The organism is Streptomyces sp. NPDC015032 (assembly GCF_043080425.1).
Classification (GTDB): domain Bacteria; phylum Actinomycetota; class Actinomycetes; order Streptomycetales; family Streptomycetaceae; genus Streptomyces.
In genome coordinates, this window is record NZ_JBIBVN010000002.1 from 473606 (window position 1) to 499990 (window position 26385).

General features: G+C 71.6%; 20 protein-coding genes and 1 pseudogene. 10 read left to right on the forward strand and 11 right to left on the reverse strand.

The window, feature by feature from the left end:
* Positions 1-15: 15 nt before the first annotated feature.
* On the reverse strand, positions 16-285 hold the full coding sequence (locus ACF08M_RS05010; RefSeq protein ID WP_392183820.1) for a hypothetical protein: 270 nt from the start codon (positions 283-285) through the stop codon (positions 16-18).
* 120 nt (positions 286-405) lie between these two features.
* Here ACF08M_RS05010 and ACF08M_RS05015 point away from each other — a divergent pair, with 120 nt between their 5' ends.
* Positions 406-765 carry an arsenate reductase family protein gene (locus ACF08M_RS05015; RefSeq protein WP_392183821.1) on the forward strand — a complete coding sequence of 120 codons (360 nt, stop codon included), beginning with the start codon at positions 406-408 and terminating at the stop codon, positions 763-765.
* A gap of 19 nt (positions 766-784) precedes the next feature.
* Here the strand turns inward: ACF08M_RS05015 and ACF08M_RS05020 are convergent, their stop codons facing one another.
* Together ACF08M_RS05020 and ACF08M_RS05025 are read right to left on the reverse strand one after the other, a co-directional pair.
* Positions 785-1381, reverse strand: a complete 597-nt coding sequence (locus tag ACF08M_RS05020) for an alpha/beta fold hydrolase (RefSeq protein ID WP_392183822.1) — start codon at positions 1379-1381, stop codon at positions 785-787.
* A gap of 240 nt (positions 1382-1621) precedes the next feature.
* The gene (locus tag ACF08M_RS05025) at positions 1622-2533 is read right to left on the reverse strand and encodes a Gfo/Idh/MocA family protein (protein WP_392183823.1); all 912 of its coding nucleotides are present in this window, start codon (positions 2531-2533) and stop codon (positions 1622-1624) included.
* 213 nt (positions 2534-2746) lie between these two features.
* Here ACF08M_RS05025 and ACF08M_RS05030 point away from each other — a divergent pair, with 213 nt between their 5' ends.
* The 6 genes from ACF08M_RS05030 to ACF08M_RS05055 all read left to right on the forward strand — a co-directional run bounded on the left by ACF08M_RS05030 (position 2747) and on the right by ACF08M_RS05055 (position 9520).
* On the forward strand, positions 2747-4216 hold the full coding sequence (locus ACF08M_RS05030; RefSeq protein WP_392183824.1) for a hypothetical protein: 1470 nt from the start codon (positions 2747-2749) through the stop codon (positions 4214-4216).
* A complete protein-coding gene (locus ACF08M_RS05035; protein WP_392183825.1) occupies positions 4213-5373 on the forward strand; it encodes a hypothetical protein in 1161 nt (386 codons plus the stop codon). The genes ACF08M_RS05030 and ACF08M_RS05035 overlap by 4 nt, the downstream gene beginning before the upstream one ends.
* A 468-nt stretch (positions 5374-5841) precedes the next feature.
* Entirely contained in the window at positions 5842-6477 is a 636-nt protein-coding gene (locus ACF08M_RS05040; protein WP_392183826.1) for a winged helix-turn-helix domain-containing protein, read from the forward strand.
* Between the two features lie 301 nt (positions 6478-6778).
* Positions 6779-8047 carry a sensor histidine kinase gene (locus tag ACF08M_RS05045; protein WP_392183827.1) on the forward strand — a complete coding sequence of 423 codons (1269 nt, stop codon included), beginning with the start codon at positions 6779-6781 and terminating at the stop codon, positions 8045-8047.
* Complete coding sequence (locus ACF08M_RS05050) at positions 8032-8679, forward strand: LuxR C-terminal-related transcriptional regulator (RefSeq protein ID WP_392183828.1); 648 nt, start codon at positions 8032-8034, stop codon at positions 8677-8679. The genes ACF08M_RS05045 and ACF08M_RS05050 overlap by 16 nt, the downstream gene beginning before the upstream one ends.
* Positions 8680-8797: 118 nt before the next feature.
* The gene (locus ACF08M_RS05055) at positions 8798-9520 is read left to right on the forward strand and encodes a TetR/AcrR family transcriptional regulator (RefSeq protein ID WP_392183829.1); all 723 of its coding nucleotides are present in this window, start codon (positions 8798-8800) and stop codon (positions 9518-9520) included.
* Between the two features lie 18 nt (positions 9521-9538).
* On the opposite strand, the gene ACF08M_RS05060 is transcribed toward ACF08M_RS05055, so the two are convergent.
* From ACF08M_RS05060 to ACF08M_RS05090, 7 genes and pseudogenes are all read right to left on the reverse strand, one after another.
* A complete protein-coding gene (locus tag ACF08M_RS05060; protein WP_392183830.1) occupies positions 9539-11575 on the reverse strand; it encodes an ATP-binding protein in 2037 nt (678 codons plus the stop codon).
* Between the two features lie 191 nt (positions 11576-11766).
* Positions 11767-13718: pseudogene (pulA, locus tag ACF08M_RS05065) on the reverse strand (pullulanase-type alpha-1,6-glucosidase); the annotation flags it as partial.
* 312 nt (positions 13719-14030) lie between these two features.
* Positions 14031-15161 carry a LacI family DNA-binding transcriptional regulator gene (locus ACF08M_RS05070; protein ID WP_392183831.1) on the reverse strand — a complete coding sequence of 377 codons (1131 nt, stop codon included), beginning with the start codon at positions 15159-15161 and terminating at the stop codon, positions 14031-14033.
* The gene (locus ACF08M_RS05075; RefSeq protein WP_392183832.1) at positions 15146-16873 is read right to left on the reverse strand and encodes a glycoside hydrolase family 13 protein; all 1728 of its coding nucleotides are present in this window, start codon (positions 16871-16873) and stop codon (positions 15146-15148) included. Before ACF08M_RS05075 ends, ACF08M_RS05070 begins: the two co-directional genes overlap by 16 nt.
* A 94-nt stretch (positions 16874-16967) precedes the next feature.
* A complete protein-coding gene (locus tag ACF08M_RS05080; protein WP_392183833.1) occupies positions 16968-17861 on the reverse strand; it encodes a sugar ABC transporter permease in 894 nt (297 codons plus the stop codon).
* A complete protein-coding gene (locus tag ACF08M_RS05085) occupies positions 17858-18874 on the reverse strand; it encodes a carbohydrate ABC transporter permease (protein ID WP_392183834.1) in 1017 nt (338 codons plus the stop codon). The genes ACF08M_RS05080 and ACF08M_RS05085 overlap by 4 nt, the downstream gene beginning before the upstream one ends.
* Positions 18875-18893: 19 nt before the next feature.
* A complete protein-coding gene (locus tag ACF08M_RS05090; protein WP_392183835.1) occupies positions 18894-20168 on the reverse strand; it encodes an extracellular solute-binding protein in 1275 nt (424 codons plus the stop codon).
* A 357-nt stretch (positions 20169-20525) separates the two neighbouring features.
* On the opposite strand from ACF08M_RS05090, the gene ACF08M_RS05095 reads away from it, so the two are divergent.
* Together ACF08M_RS05095 and ACF08M_RS05100 are read left to right on the forward strand one after the other, a co-directional pair.
* Positions 20526-21593, forward strand: a complete 1068-nt coding sequence (locus ACF08M_RS05095) for a LacI family DNA-binding transcriptional regulator (protein ID WP_392183836.1) — start codon at positions 20526-20528, stop codon at positions 21591-21593.
* Positions 21594-21685: 92 nt separating this feature from the next.
* Complete coding sequence (locus ACF08M_RS05100; RefSeq protein ID WP_392183837.1) at positions 21686-22627, forward strand: phosphatase PAP2 family protein; 942 nt, start codon at positions 21686-21688, stop codon at positions 22625-22627.
* 89 nt (positions 22628-22716) lie between these two features.
* Here the strand turns inward: ACF08M_RS05100 and ACF08M_RS05105 are convergent, their stop codons facing one another.
* Positions 22717-25707: a bifunctional [glutamine synthetase] adenylyltransferase/[glutamine synthetase]-adenylyl-L-tyrosine phosphorylase gene (locus ACF08M_RS05105; RefSeq protein WP_392183838.1), complete on the reverse strand. Its 2991-nt coding sequence runs from the start codon at positions 25705-25707 to the stop codon at positions 22717-22719.
* A 135-nt stretch (positions 25708-25842) separates the two neighbouring features.
* On the opposite strand from ACF08M_RS05105, the gene ACF08M_RS05110 reads away from it, so the two are divergent.
* Positions 25843-26355, forward strand: coding sequence for a pyridoxamine 5'-phosphate oxidase family protein (locus ACF08M_RS05110; protein ID WP_392183839.1), 513 nt, complete (start codon positions 25843-25845; stop codon positions 26353-26355).
* The last annotated feature ends 30 nt before the right edge of the window (positions 26356-26385 follow it).

Below are 26385 nucleotides of genomic sequence, written 5' to 3' on the forward strand. Positions count from 1 at the left end.
CGGGCCGGTCGGCCGTCAGCGGCCGTAGCGGATCAGGGCGCGGACCATGCGGCAGGTCGTGTCGGACGGCGGGTGGATGCCGATGCGCTCGGCAGTCGTTCGTATCCTGGCGTCGGTCGCGGTCGACGGGTGGTAGACGCCCGTATCGAGCAGGGCGATCGCCAGGCGCATGGCCTTCAGGCGGCGGTTGTGGGAGACGTACCACTCACGGGGACGGCCCGCGGGGAGCGGCTTCTTCTGCAGGGGCTTGTGGAGCGGCTTGGTCGTGACTGCGGCAACGGCCATCGGCAACCTCCTGGCACGGTCGTGAAACCCTCACGAACTACCTCCATTTTACGGCCCACCACTGACAATCGTCGCTGGCCAGACGGGATTTCACGGCGTTCCTCCCGTACCGTTGGCCCCATGGAGATCTGGATCAATCCCGCCTGTTCCAAGTGCCGCAGCGCGGTGCAGCTGCTCGATGCGGAGGGTGCCGAGTACACCGTCCGCCGCTATCTGGAGGATGTGCCGTCACCGGACGAGATCCGGGCCGTGCTCGACCGTCTCGGGCTGGAGCCGTGGGACATCGCACGGATGCAGGAGGCGGACGCGAAAGAGCTCGGGCTCGGGGACTGGCCGCGCGAGGCCGGCTCGCGGGAGCGGTGGATCTCGGCGCTCGCCGGGCATCCGAAGCTGATCCAGCGGCCGATCATCACGGCGGACGACGGGACCGCCGTCGTGGCGCGTACGGACGAGGCGGTGCGGGACGCCATGGGGCGCTGAGCGTCCCGCGCGGCGGGCGCTATCGGGCGTCCGTCAGGAAGTCCTCGATCCTGCGGTTCAGTTCGGTGGCCGCCGGCTCGTGCAGCGGCAGGCTGTGGTGTGTCGCGCCGGGGATCGTCGCCGTCCGCGCATGCGGGAGCAGCCGGGCGGCGGTGGCGGCGACACGGGCCGGGTCATGGGCGCGGCTGTCCCCGGCCGTCAGGATCAGGGTCGGCACGTCCAGCCCGCTCAGGGCCTCGGGCGCGGGGCGGGGTCCGGTGACGGGGCGGGCCGACGGGAAGCCGGCGGCCGCACAGCGCAGCCGCAGCCACGCCGGATCGAGCGCGGCGCCGCCCGTCTCCCACCCCAGGAAGATCCGCGTCCGCGCGGCGCCGGGGCGGAGCAGCATCGGCAGAGCACGCAGCAGACAGCCGGGCCGGAATCCGGCGAAGCACTGGGCCGGGTCGAGCAGGATCAGCTTCCGCACGCGGTGGGGCCGCGCGTGCAGGGCGTGATGGAGGGCGATCCAGGCCCCGTACGAATGCCCGCACAGGACGCCGCCGTCGGCGCCCAGGCCGTCCAGCACCGTGTCGAGCGACGAGAGCGAGACGGCCGCGGTCCGGCGCTTCCTGAACACCGCTCACCGGGCCGTCACAGCACCTCCCCCACCCGCGCCCGGCACGGATTCGGCTCCGTCGGCGGGGTGATGCCGGCCGACCCCCCGGGCGCCGCCCCGACGTCCTGCTCGCGGTCGGCGCCGCGCACGCCACCTCGTTCCTGTCCGGTCAGGCGTCGAGCGTTGCTCTGGCCGGCGCGTACGCCCTGGCCCACAAACCGGCCGCGCGCGCTCCGACCACACCGCCTTCGTGAACTCCTCCTACTCCGCCACCTGCTTCTCCGCCTCGGCCAGCAGTTCCGTCAGGCGCAGTCCGAACCGGACGTCGCAGGGGTGCGGCACCCCGGTGCGTACCGAATCGATCAGTGCGTCCACCGCCGCGCGGAAGGAACCGACCGGGTCGCTCCACCGCGGCAGTGCCGCCGTTCCCGCCTCGCCCCTGAGCTCGATCTCGGTGCCGACCGCGCCGACCGGGGCACCCAGCGCAAGCGTCACGGTGCTGGACGCGCCGGAGGTGTGGCGGAGGATCAGGTGGGTGGTGTCGGACGGGCCGCGGGCCGCGGTCAGTCGCGTGACATCGCCCAGGACCGGGATCAGGACGGACAGGACGTGCGGGCCGACGTCCCACAGTCCGCCCTTCTCCCGGCGCCAGGGCGAGGCCGCGTACTCGCTGGTCACGCCGGGAGAGAACAGCGCCCCGATCCACTCGGCACGTGCGGTGAACCAGCCGTCCAGGGCGGCCTGTTCGGTGATCCAGGCGGAGGTCTCGGCCGCGAAGCGCAGGGTGCAGAAGACGACGGACGCGACCCCGGCCTGCCCGGCGGCGCGGGCGACCTCATGGGCCGCCGTCACGGTGGTCGCGACCGGCTTGTCCAGCAGCAGATGGCGGCCGGTGGCGGCGGCGCGGGCGGCGAGCGGGGCCTGGACGTCCGGCGGTACGGCGAACGCGATGGCGTCGCTGGCCGCGAAGAGCTCGTCGATGCCCGTCTCGCCGGTGTACGCCGTGGTGCCGTGGGCGGCGGCCAGCGCGTTCGCGGCCTCGGGGCGGCGGCCCCACACGCCGCTCAGTCCGGCACCCGGATGCGCGGCGAGGGCGGGGGCCTGGGTGTTCCGGGCCCAGGGGCCCGCACCGACGAGGCCGATACGCAGAGAGGTCGGGGGAAGTGTCGTCATGGCCCAAGTCTGCCGGGTTCACCGGGCCGATCCCGTATTGAGTTGGCGCAGCGTGAACTTCCTGGCTACGTTTGCGGTGCCGGCCGCGGGACTCCGGCCGCGACTTCCGGGACTTGCCTATGAAGCAGTGATTTCGCTGTTCGCGCCCCCATTCCCCGGCCGGCGTTCCGCCCCGCCCCGCGTACGGCGGCGCGTGACACCACGAGGGAAACCATGACGACCAGCACCGGCACCGATCTCGTGGCGGCCGAGGACGTGCTCCTTTTCGTCAATGCGACGATCACCGCGACCGGGCAGCGCGAATTCCGCACGACCGCGCACCAGCAGCAGCTCTCGCTGGACTTCCTCCACGCGTACGTACGGGTCAACTACCGCCGCGTGTACGCCGCCGCGCTCGCACTCGACATCAACGACCACAACGCCGCGCGCATCGTCCAGGGGCTGCTGGAGACGGCCGCCGACGCGGCCGCCGAGGAGAAGCGCACCGAGGGCCGGCTGATCGCCGCCCGGCTGGCGAAGCTGCCGCCGCAGCGCGTGTACCGGCTGTTCCGGGCGCTGCGCGCGGCCAAGGTGAACAACCGGCGCACCCGCGCGATCATGCGGGACTGGCTGACCGCCCGGCCCGACCCGGCGCACGACGCGGTGAAGTACCGCTCCGGGCTGAAGAGCGCCGCCCGCCATGTCCACCTCCGGTTCGGCGGCCCGGATGGGCCGGACGAGACGGGGGACTTCCTGTTCCGGCCGGGGCACCGGACGAGCTACCGGCACGGGCTGCTCGACGCCTGGCGGCGCGCCCACTACGAGCAGGGGGCCGTCGAGGAGTTGCCGTTCACCGTCGCCGAGGGCTTCGCCGCCCGGCGCGGGATGAAGCGCGAGGTGTTCCTGGAGCGGATGGCACCGCGGATGACCCGGCTGGAGCGGCTGCGGACCCTGGGGCAGCGCGGTGCCGGAGACGACCCGCGGCTGCCCGCGGAGGTGGATCTGACCGTGATGCCGCTGACCCGGCTCGCCCTGTACGTCCTGTCGCTCGGCTTCGAGGCGCGCAGCGCGCACCGCGCGGAGCTGACCCGTGCGTTGCGCACGGCGGCCCGTCGCGCGGCGGGGCCGCACGCCGGGGGCTGGGGCCGGGTCGCCGCCGTGCTGGACGACAGCTACTCGTCGTCCGGCTCGGGCGAGAAGCGGCGCCGCCCGCTCGCCGTGGCGCTGGCCTGCCACTTCCTGCTGGAGGCGCTGGCCGCGCCGGGCGCGTACACCCCGCTGTGGACGTCGGGCCGCACCGATCCACTGCTGGTCAGGCCCTGGGGGCCGACCCCGCTCGGCACCCGTGTGCTGGACGCGCTGGAACTGGGCCCCGACCGGCTGGTCATCGTCTCGGACGGCTGGGACAACGCGCCGCCCGGACTCGCGGGCGAGGTGCTGCGGGTCTGGCGGAGCCGGCTCGATCCGGACCGGCGTACGGCGGTGGTGCATGTGAACCCCGTATACGACGCGGACGGTTTCGATGTGCGGCGCCTCGCGCCGAGCGTGCCCACGGCGGGTGTCCGGGACGCGGAGGACCTGCCGGTGCTGGTGGAGATCGCGGGGTTCGCCGAGGGACGCACCGGAGCGGCGGCGCTGTACGCCTATCTGGACCGGCAGGTGGCACGTTTCGTGAGTGACGACGGGGCGGGAGCGGCATCGTGAACAGGCTCGAACTGACCGGGCTCGCCACCCGCCCCGCCCAGGTGTGGGGCGGCATCCGGCTGGTACCGCTGGTGCGCGAACAGCCCGTCGAGGGGCTGCGGCTGCACGAGGAGCTCTACACGGATTACGGGTACGGCGTCGTGGACGTCGGGCCGCGCACGCACTACGCCTCGGTCATCCCGCACGGCTTCGTCGCCGACTGGTCCGGCGGGGGCGAGCAGTCCGCCGCGTACGGTACGCAACTCGGCGCCGTGGCGGGCTCCGCGGCGCCGAACCGGCCGGCGCCCCGGACCGCGCGGCTCCAGCGCCACCGCCACCACCGGATGGCGAAGCGCCGGCCGGGCGACCGGCTGCGGTTCCTGCCGCTGCACCTCGCGCTGGAGGGCTATCTCGCCCTGCACTTCGGCGGCCCCTCCGTCGCCTGGGAGGAGTGGTCGCGGCGGGCGCTGCGCGACGGGCTGTCGCCGCGCGCCGAGGACGCGTACCTGGGGTGGTCGGTGCGCGGGCTCGGTGACGCGCTGCGGGTCTTCGAGATCCATCCCGGCCAGTGCGGAGTGATGGTGTACGCGGCCGACGCGCTCGCCGGCGCGTTTGTGCTGCCGCACCCGGACGACTACCGGCTGCTGCACCCGTCGCTGGTCGAGGACCTGTACGGCGAGCTGATCCACCAGTACGCGCTGTACGGCGCTCCGGTGCCGGAGTTCGCGGCGCGGATACCCGACGGTCCGCGGCTGCGGTCGCTCGCCGCGCTGCGGGTGGCGGCGCGGGAGTGCGAGCGGGAGTGGGCCGAGGCGCACGACACCCTGTTCGTGGGTGAGCTGCTGGACAGCTCGTACGCCTTCGACCGGGTGTACCGGATGGGTTCGTTCACGCTGTGGCGGTTCCTGCCGCCGTTCCGGACGGGCGGGGCGGGGCAGCACATCGGTGAGACGATCACCGATCACAAGGGGCAGGTCGCGTACCTGAAGACGTTCCGGCTGTCCGAGGCCCAGATCAGGCGCGGCCATCTGCTGCACCGGCTGGCCGACGCGGACTGGCGGCTCGCGGGGGCGGCCCGGGCGCTGGGCACCACTCAGGAGGAAGTGGTCCGCCGGATCCGCGCGGCCGGCTTCGAGTCGCTGCTCAGGGCCCGCGCGCAACCCGGCACACCTCGGTAACACGGGGTTCACATCCGGGCAACGGACGGGAAATCGCGCCTTGCGAAGCTGCCGACCAGGTCTGATCCCCGGCCGCCGCCGGCACGAGGGGCGTCACACCCGTCCGGGTGGGGCGCCCCTCGTCCTGGCGTCACCCGGTCTGCCGGGAGGCCACAGCGGTCCGCCGCTCCCTGAAGTACGGGGTGAGCAGGGCAACGCCAAGGGCCCGTATCGACGGGTGGGAGAGGTCTGCTGCGCCGTCACGTTCTCTGGTTCAATGGGGGCATGGCCGGTATTCAGTACACCTCGACAGGTCGCAGCGACCTCGAACCGTTCTGGCCTTCCCGTCAGCATCACGACTTCGACCGGGTGTGTTGCCGCGCGTTGAACGCGCAGGCCCTCTAAAGCCGCTCACCCCGGTCTTCGGTCCGCGCGCACGCAAGCAAGTCCGTCCCTCGACGACTCCTTCGCGCGAAAGAGCTGACCCTCATGGCGAACACTCGTACCTTCTCCGCCGCGACCGATGCCGCAACCGGTGCCGCCACCGCGGCGTCCTCGGCGACCGCTGCGGCCACCAGCCCCGCCCGCCCCCTCTCCCCCAACCGCCACCGGCTGCGCGCCGTCGACCCCGACGAGTTCATCCAGCTGGCCGACGTGGCCGAGTTCCTGCCGCCGGACGCCACCTGGCTGCCGGCACCCCAGCACACCGTTCCGGCGCTGCCGGGCCGGCCGCCGATGATCGGCTACCTGGTGCTCGTGCCGGCCGATCAGCAGCCGGCCGTCACCGCGGCCGCCGCCGCAGCCGCCCAGTACGTGGTTCGTGCACCGGTGGAGGACCCGGCCACGGGCCCGGTGCGCGTCGACCCGGTCCAGCGCACCGCCGCGGTGGACGGGAACACGCTCGACCTCACCTTCCTGGAGTTCGAACTGCTCGCCCACCTCGTCGCGCACCCGCACCGGGTGCACACCCGCGACCAGTTGGTGACCACGGTCTGGGGCTACGGACACGTGGGCGACGGACGCACCGTGGACGTCCACATCGCCCGGCTGCGCCGCAAGCTGGGCGCCGAGCACCGCCGGTCGATCCAGACCGTGCGGCGCGTCGGCTACAAGTACGCCCCCTGAGGTCCGCGGCGTACGCGGGAGAACGGCCCCGGTCCGGGTACGTCCGGACCCAGGCCGCCTCCACGTGCCCGGCGGGTCAGCCCCGCGTCCCGGACTCCACCGGGACCTCGGCCGCCCCCCGTACCCGGCTGGGGGCGGGCTGGGGCGGCCTGCTCGCAAAGACGTAGGGCGAGGTCGGCGGGGTGGTGCTGGGTACACCCCGCCCGGGTGGCGGAGCGGCTGACATCCGGGGCACCCGGCAGGCGAGACTGTCCCGGACGGGTCCCGCCACGGGGCCCGCCGAGGGGAGGACGGGACCGGGATGAACGCGATACGGACACGGACACGGGGCGCGCTGCGGGCCGCCGGGCGCGGATTCATCCTGTCGCTCGCCAGTCTGGTCGGGTCGCTCACCCTCTTCGTGTGGACCGTGCTCTCCCTCGTCTTCATCCCGCTGGGCGTCGGCGTGCTCACCACCCCCTACGTGCTGGAGCTGGTCCGCAGGCACGCCAACCGGCGGCGGCTGCTCGCGGTCACCTGGTCCGGCATCCGCGTTCCGGTCCCGTACCGCCCCTTCCCGAAGGATCTGCGCACCGGCTTCACGGGGCAGGTGGAGCGGACCACGCTGATGCTGAAGGACCCGGCGACCTGGCGGGACCTCCAGTGGCTGCTGGCCGACATGACCGCGGGCTATGTCGTGGCGACCCTGGCGACGGCCCTGATGCTGTACCCGCTGGAGGGCTTCGTCCTGGCGGCCGGGCTGTGGCGGGTCTTCACCGACGACCGGTACTGGTACGGGTTCGTGCCGGTCGACAGCCAGGCGTCGGGGCTGGCCGCCGCCGCGCTCGGCCTGGCGCTCCTGGCGACCGGTGTGCTGGTCAACGACCGGCTGGTGCGGCTGCACTTCGTGATCGCCCGCGCGTTGCTGGCCCCCACTCAGGAACAGGAGCTGGTGCGGCGCATCGACCGGCTGACCGAGACCCGGCACGAGGCCGTGGACACCGCCGCCTCCGAGCTGCGGCGCATCGAGCGCGATCTGCACGACGGGGCGCAGGCCCGGCTGGTCGCCATGGGCATGAACCTGGGCACCGTGGAGGCACTCATCGAGAAGGACCCGGCGCAGGCGAAGAAGCTCCTCGCCATGGCCCGCGAGTCCTCGGCGGAGGCCCTCACCGAACTGCGTGATCTGGTACGGGGCATCCACCCGCCGGTCCTCGCCGAACGCGGACTCGGGGACGCGGTCCGGGCGTTGGCGCTGCGGCTGCCCATCGAGTCGGAGGTCGGTGTGGAGCTGGACGGCCGGGCGGACGCCGCGGTCGAGTCGGCCGCGTACTTCGCGGTGAGCGAGGCGCTGACCAACGCCGCCAAGCATTCGGGGGCCGACCGCGTCTGGGTGGACATCCACCATGCCGACGCCGTGCTGCGGGTCTCCGTCACGGACAACGGCAGGGGCGGTGCATCGGTCGGGTCCGGCTCGGGACTGAGCGGAATCGAACGCCGGCTCGGTACATTCGACGGCGTCATGGCCGTCAGCAGCCCCGCGGGCGGTCCCACCATGGTGACCATGGAGATCCCTTGCGAGTTGTCCTAGCCGAAGATCTCTTCCTGCTGCGCGACGGCCTGGTCCGTCTGCTGGAGGCGTACGACTTCGAGATCGCGGCGGCCGTCGAGACGGGCCCCGAACTGGCCCGCGCGCTGGCCGAGTCGGCGCCGGACGTCGCGGTGGTCGATGTCCGGCTTCCGCCGTCCCACACGGACGAGGGCCTGCAGTGCGCGCTGGCCGCGCGGCGGGCCAGGCCGGGACTTCCGGTGCTCGTGCTCTCGCAGCATGTGGAGCAGTTGTACGCGCGCGAGCTGCTGGCGGACGGTATCGGCGGCATCGGCTATCTGCTCAAGGACCGGGTCTTCGACGCCGAGCAGTTCATCGACGCGGTGCGCAGGGTCGCCGCGGGCGGCACGGCGATGGATCCGCAGGTGATCTCGCAGTTGTTGTCGCGGCGCTCGCAGGACAAGCCGATGGGCGGGCTGACCCCGCGTGAGCGGGAGGTCATGGAGCTGATGGCGCAGGGCCGTTCGAACGCGGCGATCGCCTCGCAGATGGTGATCACGGAGCGGGCGGTGGCCAAGCACACCTCGAACATCTTCGGGAAGCTCGGTCTGCCGCCGTCCGACGACGACAATCGCCGCGTTCTCGCGGTCCTGGCCTATCTGGACCGGGGCTGAGCCGGTTTTCCCCGCGGTCGTGGGGTCACGGGGCCGGCCGGCCGGATGTCGCTCCAGCTCCGGCGCGGCCCCGGCCCGCCGCCCCTCCCCCACCTCCGCACTCGGTACCCTGTCCACCATGACGACCGGGGTGCGGCGCAGGATGGGCGTCGAGGAGCGCAGACAGCAGCTGATCGGTGTCGCGCTGGAGTTGTTCAGCCACCGCTCCCCGGACGAGGTGTCGATCGACGAGATCGCGGCCGCGGCGGGGATCTCGCGGCCGTTGGTCTACCACTACTTCCCGGGGAAGCAGAGCCTGTACGAGGCGGCGCTGGGGCGGGCGGCCGAAGAGTTGGCGGCACGGTTCATGGAGCCGCGCGAAGGGCCGCTCGGGGCACGGCTGTTGAGAGTGATGGCGCGGTTCTTCGACTTCGTCGACGAGCACGGTCCGGGGTTCTCGGCGCTGATGCGGGGCGGGCCCGCCGCCGGGTCGTCGACGGCGAACGCCATGATCGACGGGGTCCGGCAGGCGGCGTACGAGCAGATCCTGGCCCATCTGGGGGTCGAAGATCCCCCGGCACGGCTGGAGTTGGTCGTGCGGTCGTGGGTTTCGCTGGCCGAGTCGACGGCGCTGATCTGGCTGGACGGGCGCCGGATTCCGCGCGAGGAACTGGAGACGCAGCTGGTGCACGACTTCGCGGCGCTGGCCGCGGTGAGTGCCGCACACGACACGGAGATGGCGGGCATCGTGTTGCGGGTCCTCTCGCAGGAACCGGCGGACGGGCCGTTCGCGGAGCTGTTGAACCGGCTCTCCGCGCTGGCGCCCACCGCACCGGCCGTTCCCGCGCAGCGGCTGCCGTAGCCCTGGACGGGACGGCTCTCAGCCGAGCAGTTCGCCCTGGAGCGCGGCCGCCAGGCCCACCTCCGCGTTGTCCGCACGGCCCCGTTCGAAGGCGCGCTGGTAGGCGGCGTCGCCGACCGCCGCGCGGGCCTGGCGTTCGCAGGCTTCGCGCAGCGGGCCCAGTTCCGGGGTACCGCGTTGCGGGTGGCCGACCATGCGCCAGTAGACCTGCCCCGTGCCGTAGACCCGGGCGGCGCGGGCACCCGCGCCCTGGGCCGCGATCGCCGCCGCCAGGATGTCCAGACCGAGCGCGATGCCGAATCTGTCCCGCATGCGGTGCTTGCCGGCGAGCATCGAGCGGGCGTAGGTGGCGGAGGAGTCGGCGTCGCCCCGCAGCAGAGCGATCAGGGCGAGTTGGTAGTCGACATAGCTACGGGTCCAGCACTCGTCCTGGGCGTCGCAGGCCGTGCGCAGGGCCATGGCCGCGTCCACCGCCTCGTCCAGCCGTCCCAGGCTGGTGAGGGCGAAGACCGTGATGAGATGGCAGCGCAGCCGGTAGGCCGATTCCAGCGGGTTGGCGGCGCCCGTGGAGCGCAGTACCCGGTCGACCTGGCGCAGGCTCGCCTCGGGGCGGCCCGTCATCAGATCGGTGAGGCCGCGCAGATAGGCGGCGGCGAGGATGCCTTCGTCGGCCCCGTCCCGGACCGCGGACTGGGTGCACTCCCTGCCCAGACGCCGGGCGGCCGGGTAGTCGCCCTGGAGCATGACGGTGATGCCCAGCACCCACAGGGCACGGGTGCGGTGGGGGCCCTCGGCCGGTCCGACGTCCAGAGCGCGCTGCGCGTACTCGCGGGTCTGCGGCAGATGGCCGCAGCAGCACCAGAAGAAGCCGATCCGGCCCGCCATCTCCTGGGCGGCCACGGTGTCATGGGCCAGCAGGTGGTCGAGGGCGGCGCACAGGTCGGCGTGCGACTCGGTGATGCGGTGGTACCAGAAGATCTGGTCGTCACCGGTCCAGCCCGCGTGTGCGTACCGGGCCAGGCCGAGGAAGCAGGCGGCGTGCCGGTCGGCCGCGGCCCGTTCCTCGCCGAGTTCGGCGAGCCACATCCGCCCGTACTCGCGGATGGTGTCGAGCATGCGGTGCCGTACGCCGTCCCGTCCGACGACGGACTTGGCGACCAGGCCCTTCAGCGCCTCGGCCACACCGTCCTCGGTGAGCGGCCCCGCGGCGCAGATCCGGCGGGCCGCGGCCTCGTCGAAGTCGCCGCGCAGGACGGTCAGCCGCGCCCAGAGCAGCCGCTCCAGCGGGGTGCACAGCTCGTGGCTCCAGCCGATGGCCGTGCGCAGGGTGCGGTGGCGCGGCGGCCAGAGCGAGCCGTCGGCCGGTACGTCGAAGCGGGAGCCGATCCGGGCGGCGACCTGTTCGACGGTGTCCCGGCCGAGGGCTCCCGCCGCGAGTTCGATGGCGAGCGGGATGCCTTCGAGGCGGCGGCAGATCTCGGTGGCGGCCTCGGCGTCGCCCGGCGCGTCGAGGGCGAGGCCGGGGGCCGCCGCGGCCGCCCGGTCCCGGAACAGGGCGAGTGCGTCGCCCGCGCCCTCGACGGGCAGCGGTTCCACCCCGACGAGCTGCTCGCCCCTGATGTACAGGGGCTGCCTGCTGGTGGCCAGCACGGTGAGGCCGGGTGACGTGGTGAGGATCTCGCCGAGCAGATGGGCGCACGCGGAGCGCAGATGCTCGCACGAGTCGAGGACCAGCAGTAACTCCTTGTCGACGAGCCATTCGCACAGCACGTCGATGGGCATGCGCAGGGTGTGGTCGGAGAGCCCGACCGCGTCGGAGACGGTCGCGATGAGCAGCCCCTCGTCGTGGAGCGGTGACAGATCGGCCCACCGGGCTCCGTCGCGGTACGCGTGCGCCGCCTGCCGGGCCGCGCGGACCGCGAGCCTGGTCTTGCCGACACCGCCGCTGCCGGTGAGGGTGGTCAGCCGGTGCGTGGCGAGGGTGCGTTCGAGCCGGGCAAGTTCCGCCTTCCGTCCGACAAAGCTCGTTGTCTCCTCGGGGATGTTGCTCGCCATGGTCACCGTCGCTGAAACAGGTGGACCGGCCGGTCCCGGCCCCTGGTTCCGTACGGCTCAGGCAGGGGAGAACACCTGGCGTACCGGAAAGGGGCCGGAACCGGTCGGGGGGGTGGGAGGGCGCGCCCGGAAGTGCGGTACTGCTGGCACTCCCCGGCGGCTACTGCCTTCCCACGTTAGACCGTTTTGGCTCAGCGGAGGGAGAACACCGCCACCGTGCGTCCCGGGACGGTGAAGCTTCCCGAACTCCTCTCGTACGTGGACTTCTTGACGGTAGGATTCGCGCCCGCAGCCTGGACGGGATGCAGGGTGTACCGCTTCCCCGCCAGGCCGGCGACCCTCTGGGTCCCGGTGCCGGGGGTGGCGTTGACGACGACCACCAGTTTCCCGAGCCGCATGGTGATCACCCCCGGTGTCTCGTCCTTCCCCGAGAGCGGGAAGGACAGGGCGGACTGCACCTGCTCGGTGGTGGAGAGGCCGAAGTCCTTCTCCGTGGACCGGATGGTGAGCAGGTCCCGGTACGCGGCAGAGGCGCCGTCGATCTGCGCGCAGCCGGGGCTGAGCGCGGCATCGGCCAGCAGTGGCCTCGCATAGGACCACATGGACCCGTTGTCGGCGGCCGACGGCAGTCCGCGGCCGAAACCGTTGCCGTCGCGGCAGTCCCAGTGCAGGGCGTTGAACCAGTCGCCGCTGTCGTACGAGTTGCGGTCCAGGGACTTGGAGCGCAGCAGGTCGGTGCCCGCCTGGGAGAGCGAGGGTCCCTGCGAGAGGGTGGCCGTCGCCATCGCCAGGACCTGCATGCGGGCCCGGTCCGCCGCCGAGGTGCCCGTCGGGAGCTTGAAGGCGAGCGCGTCGTACAGCGATTCGTTGTCGTGGGCGTCCGCGTAGGCGAGTGCGTCACCGGGGGCCGCGGCGTATCCGGCCGGGGCACCGTTGCAGTCGACGCCGGAGCCCCTGACCGTGTTGCCGGACGAGTCGGTGAAGGCGTAGTCGGCGAGGTTGCCGGTGAGGCCGACCTTGATCAGGTCCTGGTAGTGGAGCAGCCGGGCCTTCTGTTCGGCCTTGGTGCCATTGGCGGTGGAGGTGTTCGGGTCGGTGTAGAGGCCGCTCGCGAAGCCCTGCACGCGCGGGTCCCCGTCGAAGGGACTGCCGCCGCGGACGGCGTCGCGGGACCGGTCGGAGAAGGTGGCGACACCGGTGCCGGCCATGTTCTTCTGGGTGGCCTGGACGAAGCGGGCGTCGTCGGCGATCTCGCCGAAGTTCCAGCCCTCCCCGTAGAGGATGATCTTCTTCCCGTCGACGCCGTCCTCGGCCACGGTCAGCGCGTCGAGCGCCTTGCGGACGGCGAGGATGTTGGCCTTGGGGTGGTGGCCCATCAGGTCGAAGCGGAAGCCGTCGACCTTGTACTCCTTGGCCCAGGTGACGAGTCCACGACGAGCTTGCCCATCATGGTGTTCTCGGGCGCGGTGTTGGCGCAGCAGGTGGAGGTGGCGACGGTGCCGTCCGCCAGCAGCCGCTGGTAGTAGCCGGGCACGATCCGGTCGAGTACGGACTTGTCGTCCTGGCCGGAGGCGACGGTGTGGTTGTAGACGACGTCCATGACGGTCCGCAGTCCCGCGCCGTTCAGTCCCTGCACCATCTGCCGGAACTCGACGGTGCGCCTGGTGCCGTTGGGGTCGGAGGCGTAACTGCCCTCCGGGACGGTGTAGTGCAGCGGGTCGTAGCCCCAGTTGAAGCCGTCCCGCGCCGCGGCCTTCGCGACGCAGGCCTGCTGCTCCTCGGGGTCGGGGGCGTACCCGGACAGGTCGCAGGCCGGCTTCTGCTGACCGGACTTCTCCTCGGGGATGGTGCCGATATCGAAGGCGGGCAGCAGGTGGACGTAGCTCGTGCCCGCGGCGGCGAGCCGCTTGAGGTGTTTCATCCCGTCGGAGCGGGTGTCGGTGAAGGCGAGGTACTCGCCGGGGTGCTTCGAGGTGCGGTCCGCGATCGAGAAGTCGCGGATGTGCAGTTCCTGGATCCGGGCGTCCCGCAGGGGGACGGCGGCGGGCTTCCTCAGCCCGGACCAGCCCTTCGGCGCGAGGGCCGGGTCGTCGAGGCCGACCACGAGGCTGCGTGCGGAGTCCGTGGTCAGGGCGGTGGAGTAGAGGTGGGCGAACAGGTCGGGTGGCGGGACGTGAACGGGGGCCGGGGGCGGGGCGTACCGTGGCGTTCCCGCGGGGCGACGCGGAGTCGTCCCGCACCGCGGGCGGGCCGTTCCCATGAGGGCGTCGCCCCGCGGGGAGCACCCCGATGTGTTCCCGGCCCCGGGGGTCGCCTGCCGGACCGGGGCGCTCGGGCCCGCCCCGGTCCGGTCACCGAGGTCAGCTGCGCCAGACGTCGCTCGTCGGGAAATGCGGGTGACGGTGCAACCTCACCGGCCGGGCCGGTCACGGACAGGAGAGGCGGCCGGAGTCGCTCACTCCCCGCCGGCCCGATCAGGGCCGGCTCCGGGCGCTTCTCCGGTACGCCCGGACGCGGCGTCCGGGTCCCGGGCGCCGCGGACCGGGGCGGTGGACCCCCGTACCACCAGCTCCGGCTGGAACACGTACTCCGTGCGCTGCACGGGGCTCCCGCCGATCTCCTCCAGCAGGGCGCCCACCGCGGCCGCCGCCATCGCCTGGACGGGCTGACGTACCGTCGTCAGCGGCGGATCGGTGAACGCGATCAACTGCGAGTCGTCGAAGCCCACCACCGACACGTCGTGCGGCACGTCGAGCCCCCGCTCCCGGGCCGCGCGCACCACGCCCAGCGCCATCAGGTCGCTGCCGCAGACGATGCCCGTGCATCCCCGGTCGAGCAGCGCACCGGCCGCGACCTGACCGCCCTCGACACCGAACAGGGCGGAGCAGACCAGGAGTCCGGCCTCGTCCCGGTCCAGGGCCAGCAGGTTCACGGCGGCCTCGATGAAACCTTCCCTCTTGCGGCGGGACGGCACATAGCGCTGCGGCCCGATGGCCAGGCCGACCCTGCGGTGGCCGAGATCGGCGAGGTGGCCGACGGCCATCCGCGCGGCGGCGGAGTCGTCGGGCGAGACGAACGGGGCGCTGATCCGCTCGTTGTAGCCGTTGATCAGGACGAACGGCACACCGCGCTCGGTGAGCACGGCGTACCGGGCCGGGTCGGCCGACAGGTCGGCGTGCAGCCCGGACAGGAAGACGATCCCGCCGACGCCCCGTTCGACGAGCTGCTCGACGAGTTCGTCCTCGGTGGCGCCGCCGGGCGTCTGGGTGCAGAGCACCGGGGTGTAGCCGTGCCCGGCCAGTATCTGTTCGACGGACTGCGCGAACGCCGGGAAGATCGGGTTGGTGAGTTCGGGGGTCACCAGTCCGATCAGCCCGGCGCTGCGCTGCCGCAGCCGTACGGGGCGTTCGTAGCCCAGGATGTCCAGCGCCGCGAGCACCCGCTGACGCGTGGTGTCCGCGACGCCCGGTTTCCCGTTGAGCACCCGGCTGACGGTCGCCTCGCTGACCGCTGCCTGGCCGGCGATGTCCGAAAGCCTCGGCGCACCGCCGGCTCTGGGCTCAGGGACGGTCACACCGTCCACCACACCGTGGTGTCCGCGGGCAGCTCGATCTCGGCGCCGTCGGTGACGACCGGGGTGCTGGACAGCAGGACGGTGCCGCGTACGGGGATGCGCACCGGGCGGCCCGTCGTGTTGACGGTGCAGACGAAGCCGAGGCGGGCGAAGATCAGCAGCCCCTCGGGGGCCTGGAGCCACTCCACCGCGGTACCGGCGCCGAGCCCCGGGTGCGCCCGGCGGGCGGCGATCGCGGCCCGGTACAGCTCCAGTGTGGAGCCGGCGACGCCGGTCTGCGCCTCGACGCTCAGCGCACCCCAGCCTTCGGGCTGGGGCAGCCAGCTGCCGCCGCTGCCGAAGCCGTACGAGCCGCCGTCGCGGGTCCACGGGATCGGCACCCGGCAGCCGTCGCGGAAGCCGTCCTGGCCCTCCGCGCGGAAGAACGACGGGTCCTGACGGGCCTCGTCGGGCAGGTCGGTGACGTCGGGCAGGCCGAGTTCCTCGCCCTGGTAGACGTACGCGGAACCGGGCAGCGCCAGCATCAGCAGGGTCGCGGCGCGGGCGCGGCGCAGGCCCAGCCCGGGGTCGCCGGCCGTGCGGATCTGGGTGCCGAGGCCGGGCGGGTTGGCGAACCGGGTGGCGTGCCGGGTGACGTCGTGGTTGGAGAGCACCCAGGTGGTGGGGGCGCCGACGGGGCGCATGGCGTCGAGCGAGGTGTCGATGACCTCGCGGAGCTCGGCGGCGTCCCAGGCGGTGGACAGGTACTGGAAGTTGAACGCCTGGTGCATCTCGTCGGGGCGCACGTAGTTGGCGGTGCGCTCGACGGTCGGGGTCCAGGCCTCGGCGACGAGGATGCGCCCGCCCGTCGCCCACCACCGCCCTTCCGACGAAGACCCTTCGGGCCTCTTCTTCACGGGGTACTCGTCGAGAATGGTGCGCCAGGAGCGGTAGATCGCGTGGACCCCGTCCTGGTCGAAGAACGGCATGACGTCGTTGCCGAGCAGCTTGAGCTGGTCGTGGCTGCCGAGGTCGGGCAGGCCCGCGGCCTTCACGAGGCCGTGGGCGACATCGACCCGGAAGCCGTCGACGCCCATGTCGAGCCAGAAGCGCAGGATCGAGCGGAACTCGTCGGCGACGGCCGGGTGTTCCCAGTTGAAGTCGGGCTGCTCGGGCGCGAAGAGGTGGAGGTACCAGTCGCCGGGGGTGCCGTCCGGGTCGGTGGTGCGGGTCCAGGCGGGGCCGCCGAAGATGGACTCCCAGTCGTTGGGCGGGAGTTCGCCGTCCGCGCCCTTGCCGGGCCGGAAGTGGTAGCGCCCGCGCAGCGCGGAGCCGGGCCCCTCGGCGAGGGCACGCCTGAACCACTCGTGCTGGTCGGAGGAGTGGTTGGGCACCAGGTCCACGATGATCCGCAGACCCAGGTCGTGGGCGTCCCGGATCAGCGCGTCGGCGTCCAGCAGGGTGCCGAACATGGGGTCGATGGCACGGTAGTCGGCGACGTCGTAGCCCGCGTCGGCCTGCGGGGACGCGTAGAACGGGCTGAGCCAGACCGCGTCGACACCGAGCTCCTTGAGGTACGGGAGTCTGGCGCGTACGCCGGCGAGATCGCCCATGCCGTCGCCGTTGCCGTCGGCGAAGCTCCGTGGATAGACCTGGTAGATCACCGCGTCCTGCCACCAGCCGGTCTGGTGGGCCGGAGCGTCGGCGGACGTGCCGGTGGAGGGGGCAGCGAGGTGCTGGGTCATGTCGTCCCTGGGGTGTCTGGGTGGGGAGCGTCGCCGGGACCGGTCGGGAATCCGGCGAGGCCGTGACTTGGTGCGTGCGGTACGGGGCGTGTTCTCAGCCCTTGACGGCTCCGGCGGACATGCCGGTGACCAGGTGGCGCTGGGCGAAGAGGAAGACCAGGGCCGCGGGTATCGCGATGAGCACGGATGCGGCGGTCATCAGCCCCCACTGGGCTCCGTACCGGTTGACGAAGAGCTGGAGTCCGCCGGCGAGGGTGAGGTTGTCCTCGCCGACCATGAAGGCGGAGGCGTACGCCACTTCGCCCCACGCGGTGATGAAGGAGTAGAACGCGGTCACGGCGAGGCCGGGCTTGGCGAGCGGCAGGATGAGCCGCCAGAACGTGCCGAACGGGGTGAGGCCGTCGACCTGCCCGGACTCGTCGATCTCGCGCGGGATGGTGTCGAAGAAGCCCTTCATCATCCAGGCACAGAACGGCACCGAGATGGTGAGGTAGGTGATGACGAGTCCGGCGGGCTGATTCAGCAGCCCCATGCCCGCCATGATGTTGTAGATCGGCACGATGAGGACGGCGACCGGGAACATCTGGGTGATCAGCAGCGTCCACATCAGCCCGCGCTCGCCGGGGAAGCGGAAGCGGCTGACGGCGTAGCCGGTGGAGGCGGAGACGATGACGCCGAGAAGCGTGGTGAGCCCCGCGATCAGCAGGGAGTTACCGAACCAGGTGAGGAACTTCGTGTTCTGGATCAGGTTCGTGTAGTTCTCGAACGTGGTCTCTTTGAAGAAGTCCGTGGTGGTCGCGTACGCGGCGGGCTTCAGCGAGGTGAGCAGGACCCACAGCACGGGGAAGACGGCGATCACGGACGCGACGACGAGCGTGAGGTGCAGCCCGGCGGAGGCGATCGGCGAACGCTCGCCGCGCAGCCGGACCTTGCGGACGGAGTGCCGTGCGGAGGTCGCCGGGGCGGTGGTTGCGGGGGCGGTGGTCACCAGTCGTCTCCCTGGGTGCGCAGGACTCGCCGGTACACGGCGGCGAAGATCAGCAGGAGTACGAGGATCAGCACGCCCCAGGTGGAGGACTGCGCGAAGTCGCGCGGGCTGATCTCGAAGGAGAACTTGTACGCCTGGGTGACCAGGATCTGGGTGGCCTCACCGGGTCCGCCGCGGGTCAGCAGGAAGATCACCGGGAACATATTGAAGGTCCAGATGGTGGAGAGCAGGATCACCGTGGTGGAGACCGGCCGCAGTCCCGGCAGCGTGATGTGGCGGAACCGCTGCCAGGCGGTGGCGCCGTCCATCTCGGCGGCCTCGTACTGCTCGCTGGGGATCGACTGCAGTCCGCCGAGCAGGGCGACCATCATGAACGGCACGCCGAGCCAGACGTTGACGGCGATGACGGAGAACTTCGCCCAGGTCGGGTCGTTCAGCCACGGTATGCCGTCGATCCCGCCACCGGAGAGGATCTTGTTGAGCAGCCCGCGGTCCTCGTTGTAGAGGAAGCGCCAGGCGAAGACGGAGACGAAGCCGGGGATGGCCCAGGGCAGGATGAGCGCCATCCGGTACGCGGAGCGTCCGGCGATCCGGCGGTTGAGGATGTTGGCGAGGGCCATGCCGAGACAGAAGGTGATGGCCACGCAGGAGACCGTCCACACCAGGGTCCAGCCGAGGGTGCCGAGGAACTGATTGCCGGTCAGGGCGTCGGTGTAGTTGTCCAGGCCCACGAACTTGTACGTGGCGGGCATGTGGTTGACACCGATGGACCGCTCGACGTTGCGCTCGTTGGCATCGGTCATCGACAGGTAGATGCCGCGGACCAGCGGATAGCCGATGATCACGCCGATGACGACGGTCACCGGGGCGACCATGGTCCAGGCGTACCAGTGGGTCGACAGGGCCCGTCGGAGCCTGCCCGGCGGCGGGGGGTTGCCAGTACCGCGGCTCCGGCCGCGGGCGACGTCGTCGCCCGCGGCCTTCGCCACCGACTGGCTGGTGTGGACAGCCATCAGCCGGCCTGCCTTCCTGTTACTTCCAGCCCTTGAGGAGCTTGCGGTAGGAGTCGCCGGTCGCCTTGACGGCCTTCTCCGGCGAGGTCTGGCCGGTGAGGACCTTGGTGTATTCGGTGACGAGCGGCGCGAAGAGGCTGCCGGTCTCCGGGATCCAGGGGCGCTCGACAGCGGTCTCGACGACGGGCTTGAAGAAGCCGACGATCTCGTTGTCGATGACGTCCTGCTTGGCGTAGGCGGAGGTACGGGTCGGCAGCAGGCTCAGCTCCTTGGTGACCTTCGCCTGGGTGTCGGCGGACGTCATGTAGTCGACGAACGCGTAGGAGGCGTCGAGGTTCTTGGAGCCCGCGTACACGGCCAGGTTGTGACCGCCCTGCGGGGCACCCTGCGCGGCGGAGCCGGCCGGGACCGGGGCGATGCCCAGGTTGGCCTTGTCCTTGAACTCCTTGCCGGCGTAGGTGTCGGCGACGGCCCACGGACCGTTGATCATCATGGCGACCTTGCCGTCCTTGAAGGACGCCTGCATGTTCTCCCAGCCGTCCGTGGCATCGGTCTTGGCGGCACCCGAGTCGACGAGGTCCTTGGCGACCTTCATCGCCTTGACGCCCTCGGGGTTGTCGATGGTGACGGACTTGGTGGAGGCGTCGACCATGTCGCCGCCCTCGCCGTAGAGGAAGGAGAGGAACCAGTACGCGTCGTCGCCACGCAGGTACATACCGGTCTTGCCGGTCTTGTCCTTGATCTTCTTGGAGACGGTCTTCAGCTCGTCGACGGTCTTGGGGACCTCGACGCCGGCCTCCTTGAAGATCTTCTTGTTGTAGAAGATGCCCATGGAGTCGATGACCTGCGGCACCGCGTACGTCTTGCCGTTGTACCTGGTGGACGCGGCGGCCTGCTTCAGGAAGTCGTCCGGCTTCTGCAGGGCGGAGGTGCCGTCGAGCGGGGCCAGGTAGCCGAGGTCTGCGAACTCGGGGGTCCAGGCGACCTCGGAGCGGATGACATCGGGGGCGTCGGAGCCGGCCTGCGCCGCGTTCTTGAACTTGTTCTGCGCGTCACCGAAGGGCACGTTGACGTACTTGATGCGGACCTTCGGGTGCTGCTTGGTGAAGTCCTCGGCGATCTTCTTGAAGACCTTGTCCTCGCTGCCCGCGGTGGAGGTGTCCCACCACGTCACCGTGCCGGAGAGCTCGCCCGAGCCCTTGCTCGTGCCATCGGACTCGCTGCCGCTGCCGCAGGCGGTCGCCGCGAGCGCCAGGGCCGCGACCAGGGCGGTGGCCGTTATGCCACGTCGCATCTGAACTCCTTCAACTGCCGTACCGCTCCGTCGCGGCGCCGGGTCGACGTGAACGTAACAAGGATGAAAGAACGCCGAAAGAGTTTGCGGAAGATTTCTGCAAGCTTCGGCGATCGTTACATTTGCGTGTCCTCACGGTTGCCGTCAAGCCTCTTGACGGCAGGAGTCGACCCCTGACAGGGGCAGGCGAGAGCCCCCATCTCCGCAGTGCGACGATCTGACCGCGATCCGCAAACCAGGCTCGCAAAGCTTTGCAAGAAGTTGCCGCGACCTCCCCCCGTCCCCTCCCGCAGGCACGGTCGTCCGATTCCAGCGGATGGTGGGCAATCCGACATACGCCCGGTACAGTCCACTTCCATGACCGCACGGCTTGCCGATATCGCAACTCAGGCGGGGGTCAGCGAAGCTACGGTCAGCCGTGTACTGAACGGCAAGCCCGGTGTTGCAGCGGCCACCCGCGAATCCGTTCTCGCCGCGCTCGACGTTCTTGGCTACGAGCGTCCCGTACGCCTGCGCAGGCGTAGCGCGGGACTGGTCGGGCTGATCACGCCCGAGCTGGAGAACCCCATCTTCCCGGCGCTGGCGCAGGTCATCGGCCAGGCGCTGACCCGGCAGGGCTACACCCCGGTGCTGGCGACCCAGACCCCCGGCGGCTCCACCGAGGACGAGCTGACCGAGATGCTGGTCGACCGCGGCGTCTCGGGCATCATCTTCGTGTCCGGGCTGCACGCCGACACCTCGGCCGACATGCAGCGCTACGAGCAATTGCGCGCCCAGGGCGTCCCGTTCGTCCTGGTCAACGGCTTCTCGCCCAAGGTCCAGGCGCCGTTCATCTCGCCGGACGACCGGGCCGCGATGCGGCTCGCCGTGACGCATCTGGTGTCGCTGGGGCACCAGCGGATCGGCCTGGCGGTCGGGCCCAAGCGGTTCGTGCCGGTCCTGCGCAAGATCGAGGGCTTCCGCTCCACCGTGCAGGAGCAGTTGAACCTCACCCCGGACGAGGTGGAGGGGCTGATCCAGCACTCGCTGTTCACCCTGGAGGGCGGGCAGGCCGCCGCGTCGGCGCTGATGGAGCGCGGGTGCACGGCGGTGGTGTGCGCGAGCGACATGATGGCGCTCGGCGCGATCAGGGCCGCCCGCCGGCTGTCGATGGACGTGCCGCGCGATCTGTCGGTGGTCGGCTTCGACGATTCGCCGCTCATAGCGTTCACCGATCCGCCGCTGACGACGATCCGTCAGCCGGTGACGGCCATGGGCCAGGCCGCTGTGCGCACCCTCCTGGAGGAGATCGGCGGCACCCCCGCCCCGCACAGCGAGTTCGTCTTCATGCCCGAACTGGTCGTCCGCGGCTCGACGGCCGCGGGTCCCGGGCCCGCTCCGGCCTCCGCGGGCGGACCTCTTCCGGGTTCGCAAGCCCGCGCCTGAGGACTGTCCGGCACACAGAACACAGATGTGCGACCCGGAACCGATCGGCGGATGATCGGGTGGGGTGGCCCTTTCTGGCAGACTCTGCGCCTATGGGTGAATTGAGCGCGACGTCACAGGACAGCCGGCTGGAGGCCACCCCGTCACCCATCGTGGACGAGGCGGCCTCCGGGGCTGACACGAGGCGGAACGCCGGGCGGCTCGACGACTCCCCGGCGAGATCGCGTTTCCCGCGTTCGCTGCGGTCCTTGCGGTCCCCTCGCCGGCCGCGCATCTGGTTCGAGATCCTGCTGGTCGCGGCCAGTTACTGGGTGTACTCGCTGGTGCGCAACGCGGTCCCGGAGCAGAAGACCGAGGCCCTGCGCAACGCCGACCGGATCTGGTCGGTCGAGACCCACCTGGGCATCGCCGTCGAACAGGCGGTCAACCATGCCGCGAATTCCGTGACATGGCTGATCGTGTCGATGAACTACTACTACGCGACACTGCACTTCGTCGTCACCGTCTGTGTGCTGGTGTGGCTGTTCCACCGTCATCCCGGCCGTTACGCGGCGGCCCGGCTGGCCCTGTTCGCCACCACGGCCGTGGCGCTGCTCGGTTACTACCTGTTTCCGCTGGCACCACCCCGGCTGATGAACGGCGCCCACTTCATCGACACCGTCCTGGTCCATCAGACCTGGGGTTCGATGGCCTCGGGCAACTTCAAGAACATGTCGAACCAGTACGCGGCCATGCCCTCGATGCACATCGGCTGGTCGCTCTGGTGCGGCCTGACCGTCTTCGCCCTGGCCTCCGCCCCGTGGGCCCGCGTGCTGGGCCTGCTCTACCCGGCGGCCACCCTGATCGTGATCGTGTCGACCGCCAACCACTTCTGGTTGGACGCGCTGGGCGGCATGATGTGTCTGGCCATCGGTTACGCGGCGTCGTACGCCTGGTACGGCTCGCTGCCGCACCGCCTCGCGAAGCGGGTTCCGCTGCCATGGGAGGGGCCGCGGCCGGCCGCCCTGTCCGCCGGCCTGCCGGGGCACAACTGAGGCGCTCCGCCCCCGATCGCCGGACGGGCATGACGCCGGCCCGGAGCGGAGCCACGAAAGAGCGGCCCCGCACGCCGACGGAAGGCCCCTCACGCCCCGTAGAACCGCTCCTCCACCACCGCCCGCGCCCGGCGAGTGATCCGCCGGTAGTCGTCCAGCATGTCCCCGACATGCCCTGGCTCGTACCCCAAGTACCGGCCCACCGCGGTGAGTTCACGAGGTCCCGATGGAAACGTGTCGCCCGGCCGCCCCCGTACCAGCATCACCGCGTTGCGGACCCGCGTCGCCAGCACCCACGCCTCGTCCAGCGTCTGCGCGTCCTCGCCCGAGATCAGCTCCGCCGCACACGCCGCCGCCAACGCCTCGCGGGTCCGGGTCGTCCGCAGCCCCGGCTCGACCCAGCCGTGCTGCATCTGCATCAGCTGGACCGTCCACTCGACATCGCTCAGTCCGCCGCGCCCCAGCTTGGCGTGGAGCGTCGGATCCGCACCCCGTGGCAGCCGTTCGGACTCCATCCGGGCCTTCAGACGGCGGATCTCACGGACCGCGTCCTCCCCGAGGCCCTCCATCGGGTACCGCAGCGGGTCGATCAACTCGATGAAGGCACGGCCGAGTTCCATATCGCCCGCCACCGGCTCGGCACGCAGCAGCGCCTGGCTCTCCCAGACCAGCGACCAGCGCCGGTAGTAGGCCTCGTACGACTTGAGCGTACGCACCAGCGGCCCGCTCCTGCCCTCCGGCCGCAGGTCCGCGTCGATGATCAACGGCGGGTCGGCGGTGGGCAGTTGCAGCAGTCTCCGCATCTCCGCGACCACCGCGTTCGCGGCCCGCCCCGCCTCGTGCTCGTCGACGCCCTCGCGCGGCGAGTGGACGAACAGCACATCGGCGTCGGAGCCGTAGCCGAGCTCGTGCCCGCCGAACCGGCCCACGCCGATGACCGCGAACCGGGTGGGCAGGGTGTCCCCCCACTGGTCGCGCACGGCGGCGCGCAGGGCTCCCGCGATCGTGACGGCGTTCAGATCGGTGACCGCGTTGCCGACCCGGTCGACGAGGGCCCCGGGGTCCTCCTCGGCGGGGCTCTCCTCCGTACCGTACGAGCCGATGAGGTCGGCGGCCGTGGTCCGGAACAGCTCGCGCCGCCGCACCCCGCGCACCGCGGCGACGGCGGATTCGGCATCCTCCGCCCGCCCCACCGCGGCCAGCACCTCCTGTTCCAGGTGCTCCCGGCTGCGCGGCTTCAGTCCCTGCGGATCGCCGAGCAGAGCCACCGCCTCGGGGGCGCGCAGCAACAGGTCGGGGGCGAGCCGGCCGGCCGACAGCACCCGGGCGAGGTTCTCCGCGGCCGCGCCCTCGTCCCGCAGCAGCCGCAGGTACCAGGGGGTCTTGCCGAGCGCGTCGGACACCTTGCGGAAACCCAGCAGCCCGGCGTCCGGGTCGGCGGAGTCCGCGAACCAGCCGAGCAGCACCGGCAGCAGGGTGCGCTGGATCGCGGCCTTGCGGGACACCCCGGACGACAGCGCCTCCAGGTGCCGCAGCGCGGCGGCCGGATCGGCGTATCCGAGGGCTTCGAGCCGGTGCCCTGCCGCCTTCGCGCTGAGCCGGGACTCGCCGGGCGCGAGCTGGGCGACGGCGTCCAGCAGCGGCCGGTAGAACAGCTTCTCGTGCAGCCGCCGCACCACGGACGCATGCCGTTTCCATGCCTGGTTGAGCTCGCTGACGGGATCCGTGCGCATCCCGAGGGAGCGCCCGATCCGCCGCAGGTCCGCCTCGCCCTCCGGGACGAGATGGGTGCGGCGCAGCCGGTAGAGCTGGATGCGGTGCTCCATGGCGCGCAGGAAGCGGTACGCGTCGTCCAGCTGCGCGGCGTCCACCCGCCCCACGTAGCCGCCCGCGGCGAGCGCCCGCAGGGCGTCCAGCGTCGAGCCGCTGCGCAGGGTCGCGTCGCTGCGACCGTGCACCAGCTGGAGCAGCTGTACGGCGAATTCGACGTCCCGCAGCCCGCCGGGGCCGAGCTTGATCTCGCGGTCGACACGGTCGGCGGGGATGTTGTCGACGACGCGGCGGCGCATCTTCTGCACGTCGGCGACGAAGTTCTCGCGGTCCGCGGCCTGCCATACGAGCGGCGAGACGGCCTCGACGTACTCCGCGCCCAGCTCGGGGTCGCCGGCCACCGGCCGGGCCTTGAGGAGCGCCTGGAACTCCCAGGTCTTGGCCCAGCGCTGGTAGTAGGCGAGATGCGAGGACAGCGTCCGGACGAGGGGCCCGTTGCGGCCCTCGGGGCGGAGGTTGGCGTCGACGGGCCAGATGGTGCCCTCGACGGTCGTGTCGGAGCAGATCCGCATCATGTGCGCGGCCAGCCGGGTGGCGGCCTGCACGCCCGCGCTCTCCTCGACGCCGTCGGCCGGTTCCGCGACGAAGATGACGTCGACGTCGGAGACGTAGTTCAGCTCGTGCCCACCGCACTTGCCCATCGCGATGACGGCGAGCCGGCACTGGGCGGCGTCGACGGGTGCGGCCGTTCGGGCGATGGCGAGCGCCGCCCGCAGGGTCGCCGTGGCCAGATCGGCCAGTTCGGCGGCGGCCTCGGCGACGTCCGTCGTACCGCACACATCGCGGGCCGCTATGGCCAGCAGGCACCGGCGGTAGGCGACGCGCAGCGAGTCCGGGTCGTCGGCCCCGGCGAGCCCCTGCTCGAATTCGGGCACTCCGGGGTGCAGATCGGTGGCCTCGTAGGTGACGAGCGCCTGCCAGTCGCGGGGGTGACGGGACAGATGGTCGCCGAGGGCCTCGGACGCCCCGAGTACCCCGAGCAGCCGGTCCCTCAGCGGTTTGGCGGTGACGAGGGTGTCCAGCAGGACCTGCCGCTCGTCCGGCTCCTCGGCCTCCACGAGGCGGACGACCCCGCGCAGGGCCAGATCGGGGTCGGCGGTGGCCCCGAGGGCGTCCAGGAGCACCGGATCGGAGCGTACGGACGACAGCTCGGGCAGGTCGAGGAGCTGCTCGGCGGCGGAAGGGTCGGTGAAACCGTGCCGCAGCAGTCGGGTGAACGTGCTGCTCCTGCGCCCCGGCACCGTCGTCATTCCGCGCTCTCCTGCTCGCCGTCCACACACAATTCAGCCGTTCCGACATTAGCCTCGCACCGATGAGTCCGGAGCGGGCGCGCGGTCAGCACTTCACAGACACGATCACTTCGAGGACCCGACCGGGAGGCCCGCATGTCCGGATTCGAACCCTTCGCCGAGCTGGATGCCCGCTACAGCCACGAGAGCGCGACGGCCGGTCCGTGGCCGGCGGCGGAGGAACTGCTGACGACCGCGGAGATCTACTGGCTGAGCACGGTCCGTCCGGATGGCCGCCCACATGTCACCCCGCTGATCGGGGTGTGGGCGGAGGGCGCGCTGTACTTCAGCACCGGGGCGGCGGAACGCAAGGCCCGGAATCTCGCCGCCAACCCGGAGGTGATGCTGACGACCGGCGTCAACACGATGTCGCAGGGGCTCGACGTGGTGGTCGAGGGCCGGGCGCAGCGGGTGACGGACGAGGAACGGCTGCACCGGCTGGCCGCGGCCTGGGAGTCGAAGTACGGCCCCGAGTGGCACTTCGACGTACGGGACGGCGCGTTCCTGCACACGGGCCATGTGGCGCTGGTGTTCGAGGTGTCACCGCGTACGGTCTTCGGCTTCGGCAAGGGCGCCGTGTTCAGCCAGACGCGGTGGCGGTTCGGCTGAGAGCCTGTCGGGTGACCTCTGAGCGGGCGG

Bases quoted from the DNA above. Each gene is read 5' to 3' on its own strand.
- ACF08M_RS05025 (WP_392183823.1), bottom strand. From the start codon at position 2,533: ATGACGACACTTCCCCCGACCTCTCTGCGTATCGGCCTCGTCGGTGCG.
- ACF08M_RS05015 (WP_392183821.1), top strand. From the start codon at position 406: ATGGAGATCTGGATCAATCCCGCCTGTTCCAAGTGCCGCAGCGCGGTG.
- ACF08M_RS05010 (WP_392183820.1), bottom strand. From the start codon at position 285: ATGGCCGTTGCCGCAGTCACGACCAAGCCGCTCCACAAGCCCCTGCAG.
- ACF08M_RS05045 (WP_392183827.1), top strand. From the start codon at position 6,779: ATGAACGCGATACGGACACGGACACGGGGCGCGCTGCGGGCCGCCGGG.
- ACF08M_RS05030 (WP_392183824.1), top strand. From the start codon at position 2,747: ATGACGACCAGCACCGGCACCGATCTCGTGGCGGCCGAGGACGTGCTC.
- ACF08M_RS05095 (WP_392183836.1), top strand. From the start codon at position 20,526: ATGACCGCACGGCTTGCCGATATCGCAACTCAGGCGGGGGTCAGCGAA.
- ACF08M_RS05060 (WP_392183830.1), bottom strand. From the start codon at position 11,575: ATGGCGAGCAACATCCCCGAGGAGACAACGAGCTTTGTCGGACGGAAG.
- ACF08M_RS05090 (WP_392183835.1), bottom strand. From the start codon at position 20,168: ATGCGACGTGGCATAACGGCCACCGCCCTGGTCGCGGCCCTGGCGCTC.
- ACF08M_RS05055 (WP_392183829.1), top strand. From the start codon at position 8,798: ATGACGACCGGGGTGCGGCGCAGGATGGGCGTCGAGGAGCGCAGACAG.
- ACF08M_RS05040 (WP_392183826.1), top strand. From the start codon at position 5,842: ATGGCGAACACTCGTACCTTCTCCGCCGCGACCGATGCCGCAACCGGT.
- ACF08M_RS05105 (WP_392183838.1), bottom strand. From the start codon at position 25,707: ATGACGACGGTGCCGGGGCGCAGGAGCAGCACGTTCACCCGACTGCTG.
- ACF08M_RS05100 (WP_392183837.1), top strand. From the start codon at position 21,686: ATGGGTGAATTGAGCGCGACGTCACAGGACAGCCGGCTGGAGGCCACC.
- ACF08M_RS05075 (WP_392183832.1), bottom strand. From the start codon at position 16,873: ATGACCCAGCACCTCGCTGCCCCCTCCACCGGCACGTCCGCCGACGCT.
- ACF08M_RS05110 (WP_392183839.1), top strand. From the start codon at position 25,843: ATGTCCGGATTCGAACCCTTCGCCGAGCTGGATGCCCGCTACAGCCAC.
- ACF08M_RS05085 (WP_392183834.1), bottom strand. From the start codon at position 18,874: ATGGCTGTCCACACCAGCCAGTCGGTGGCGAAGGCCGCGGGCGACGAC.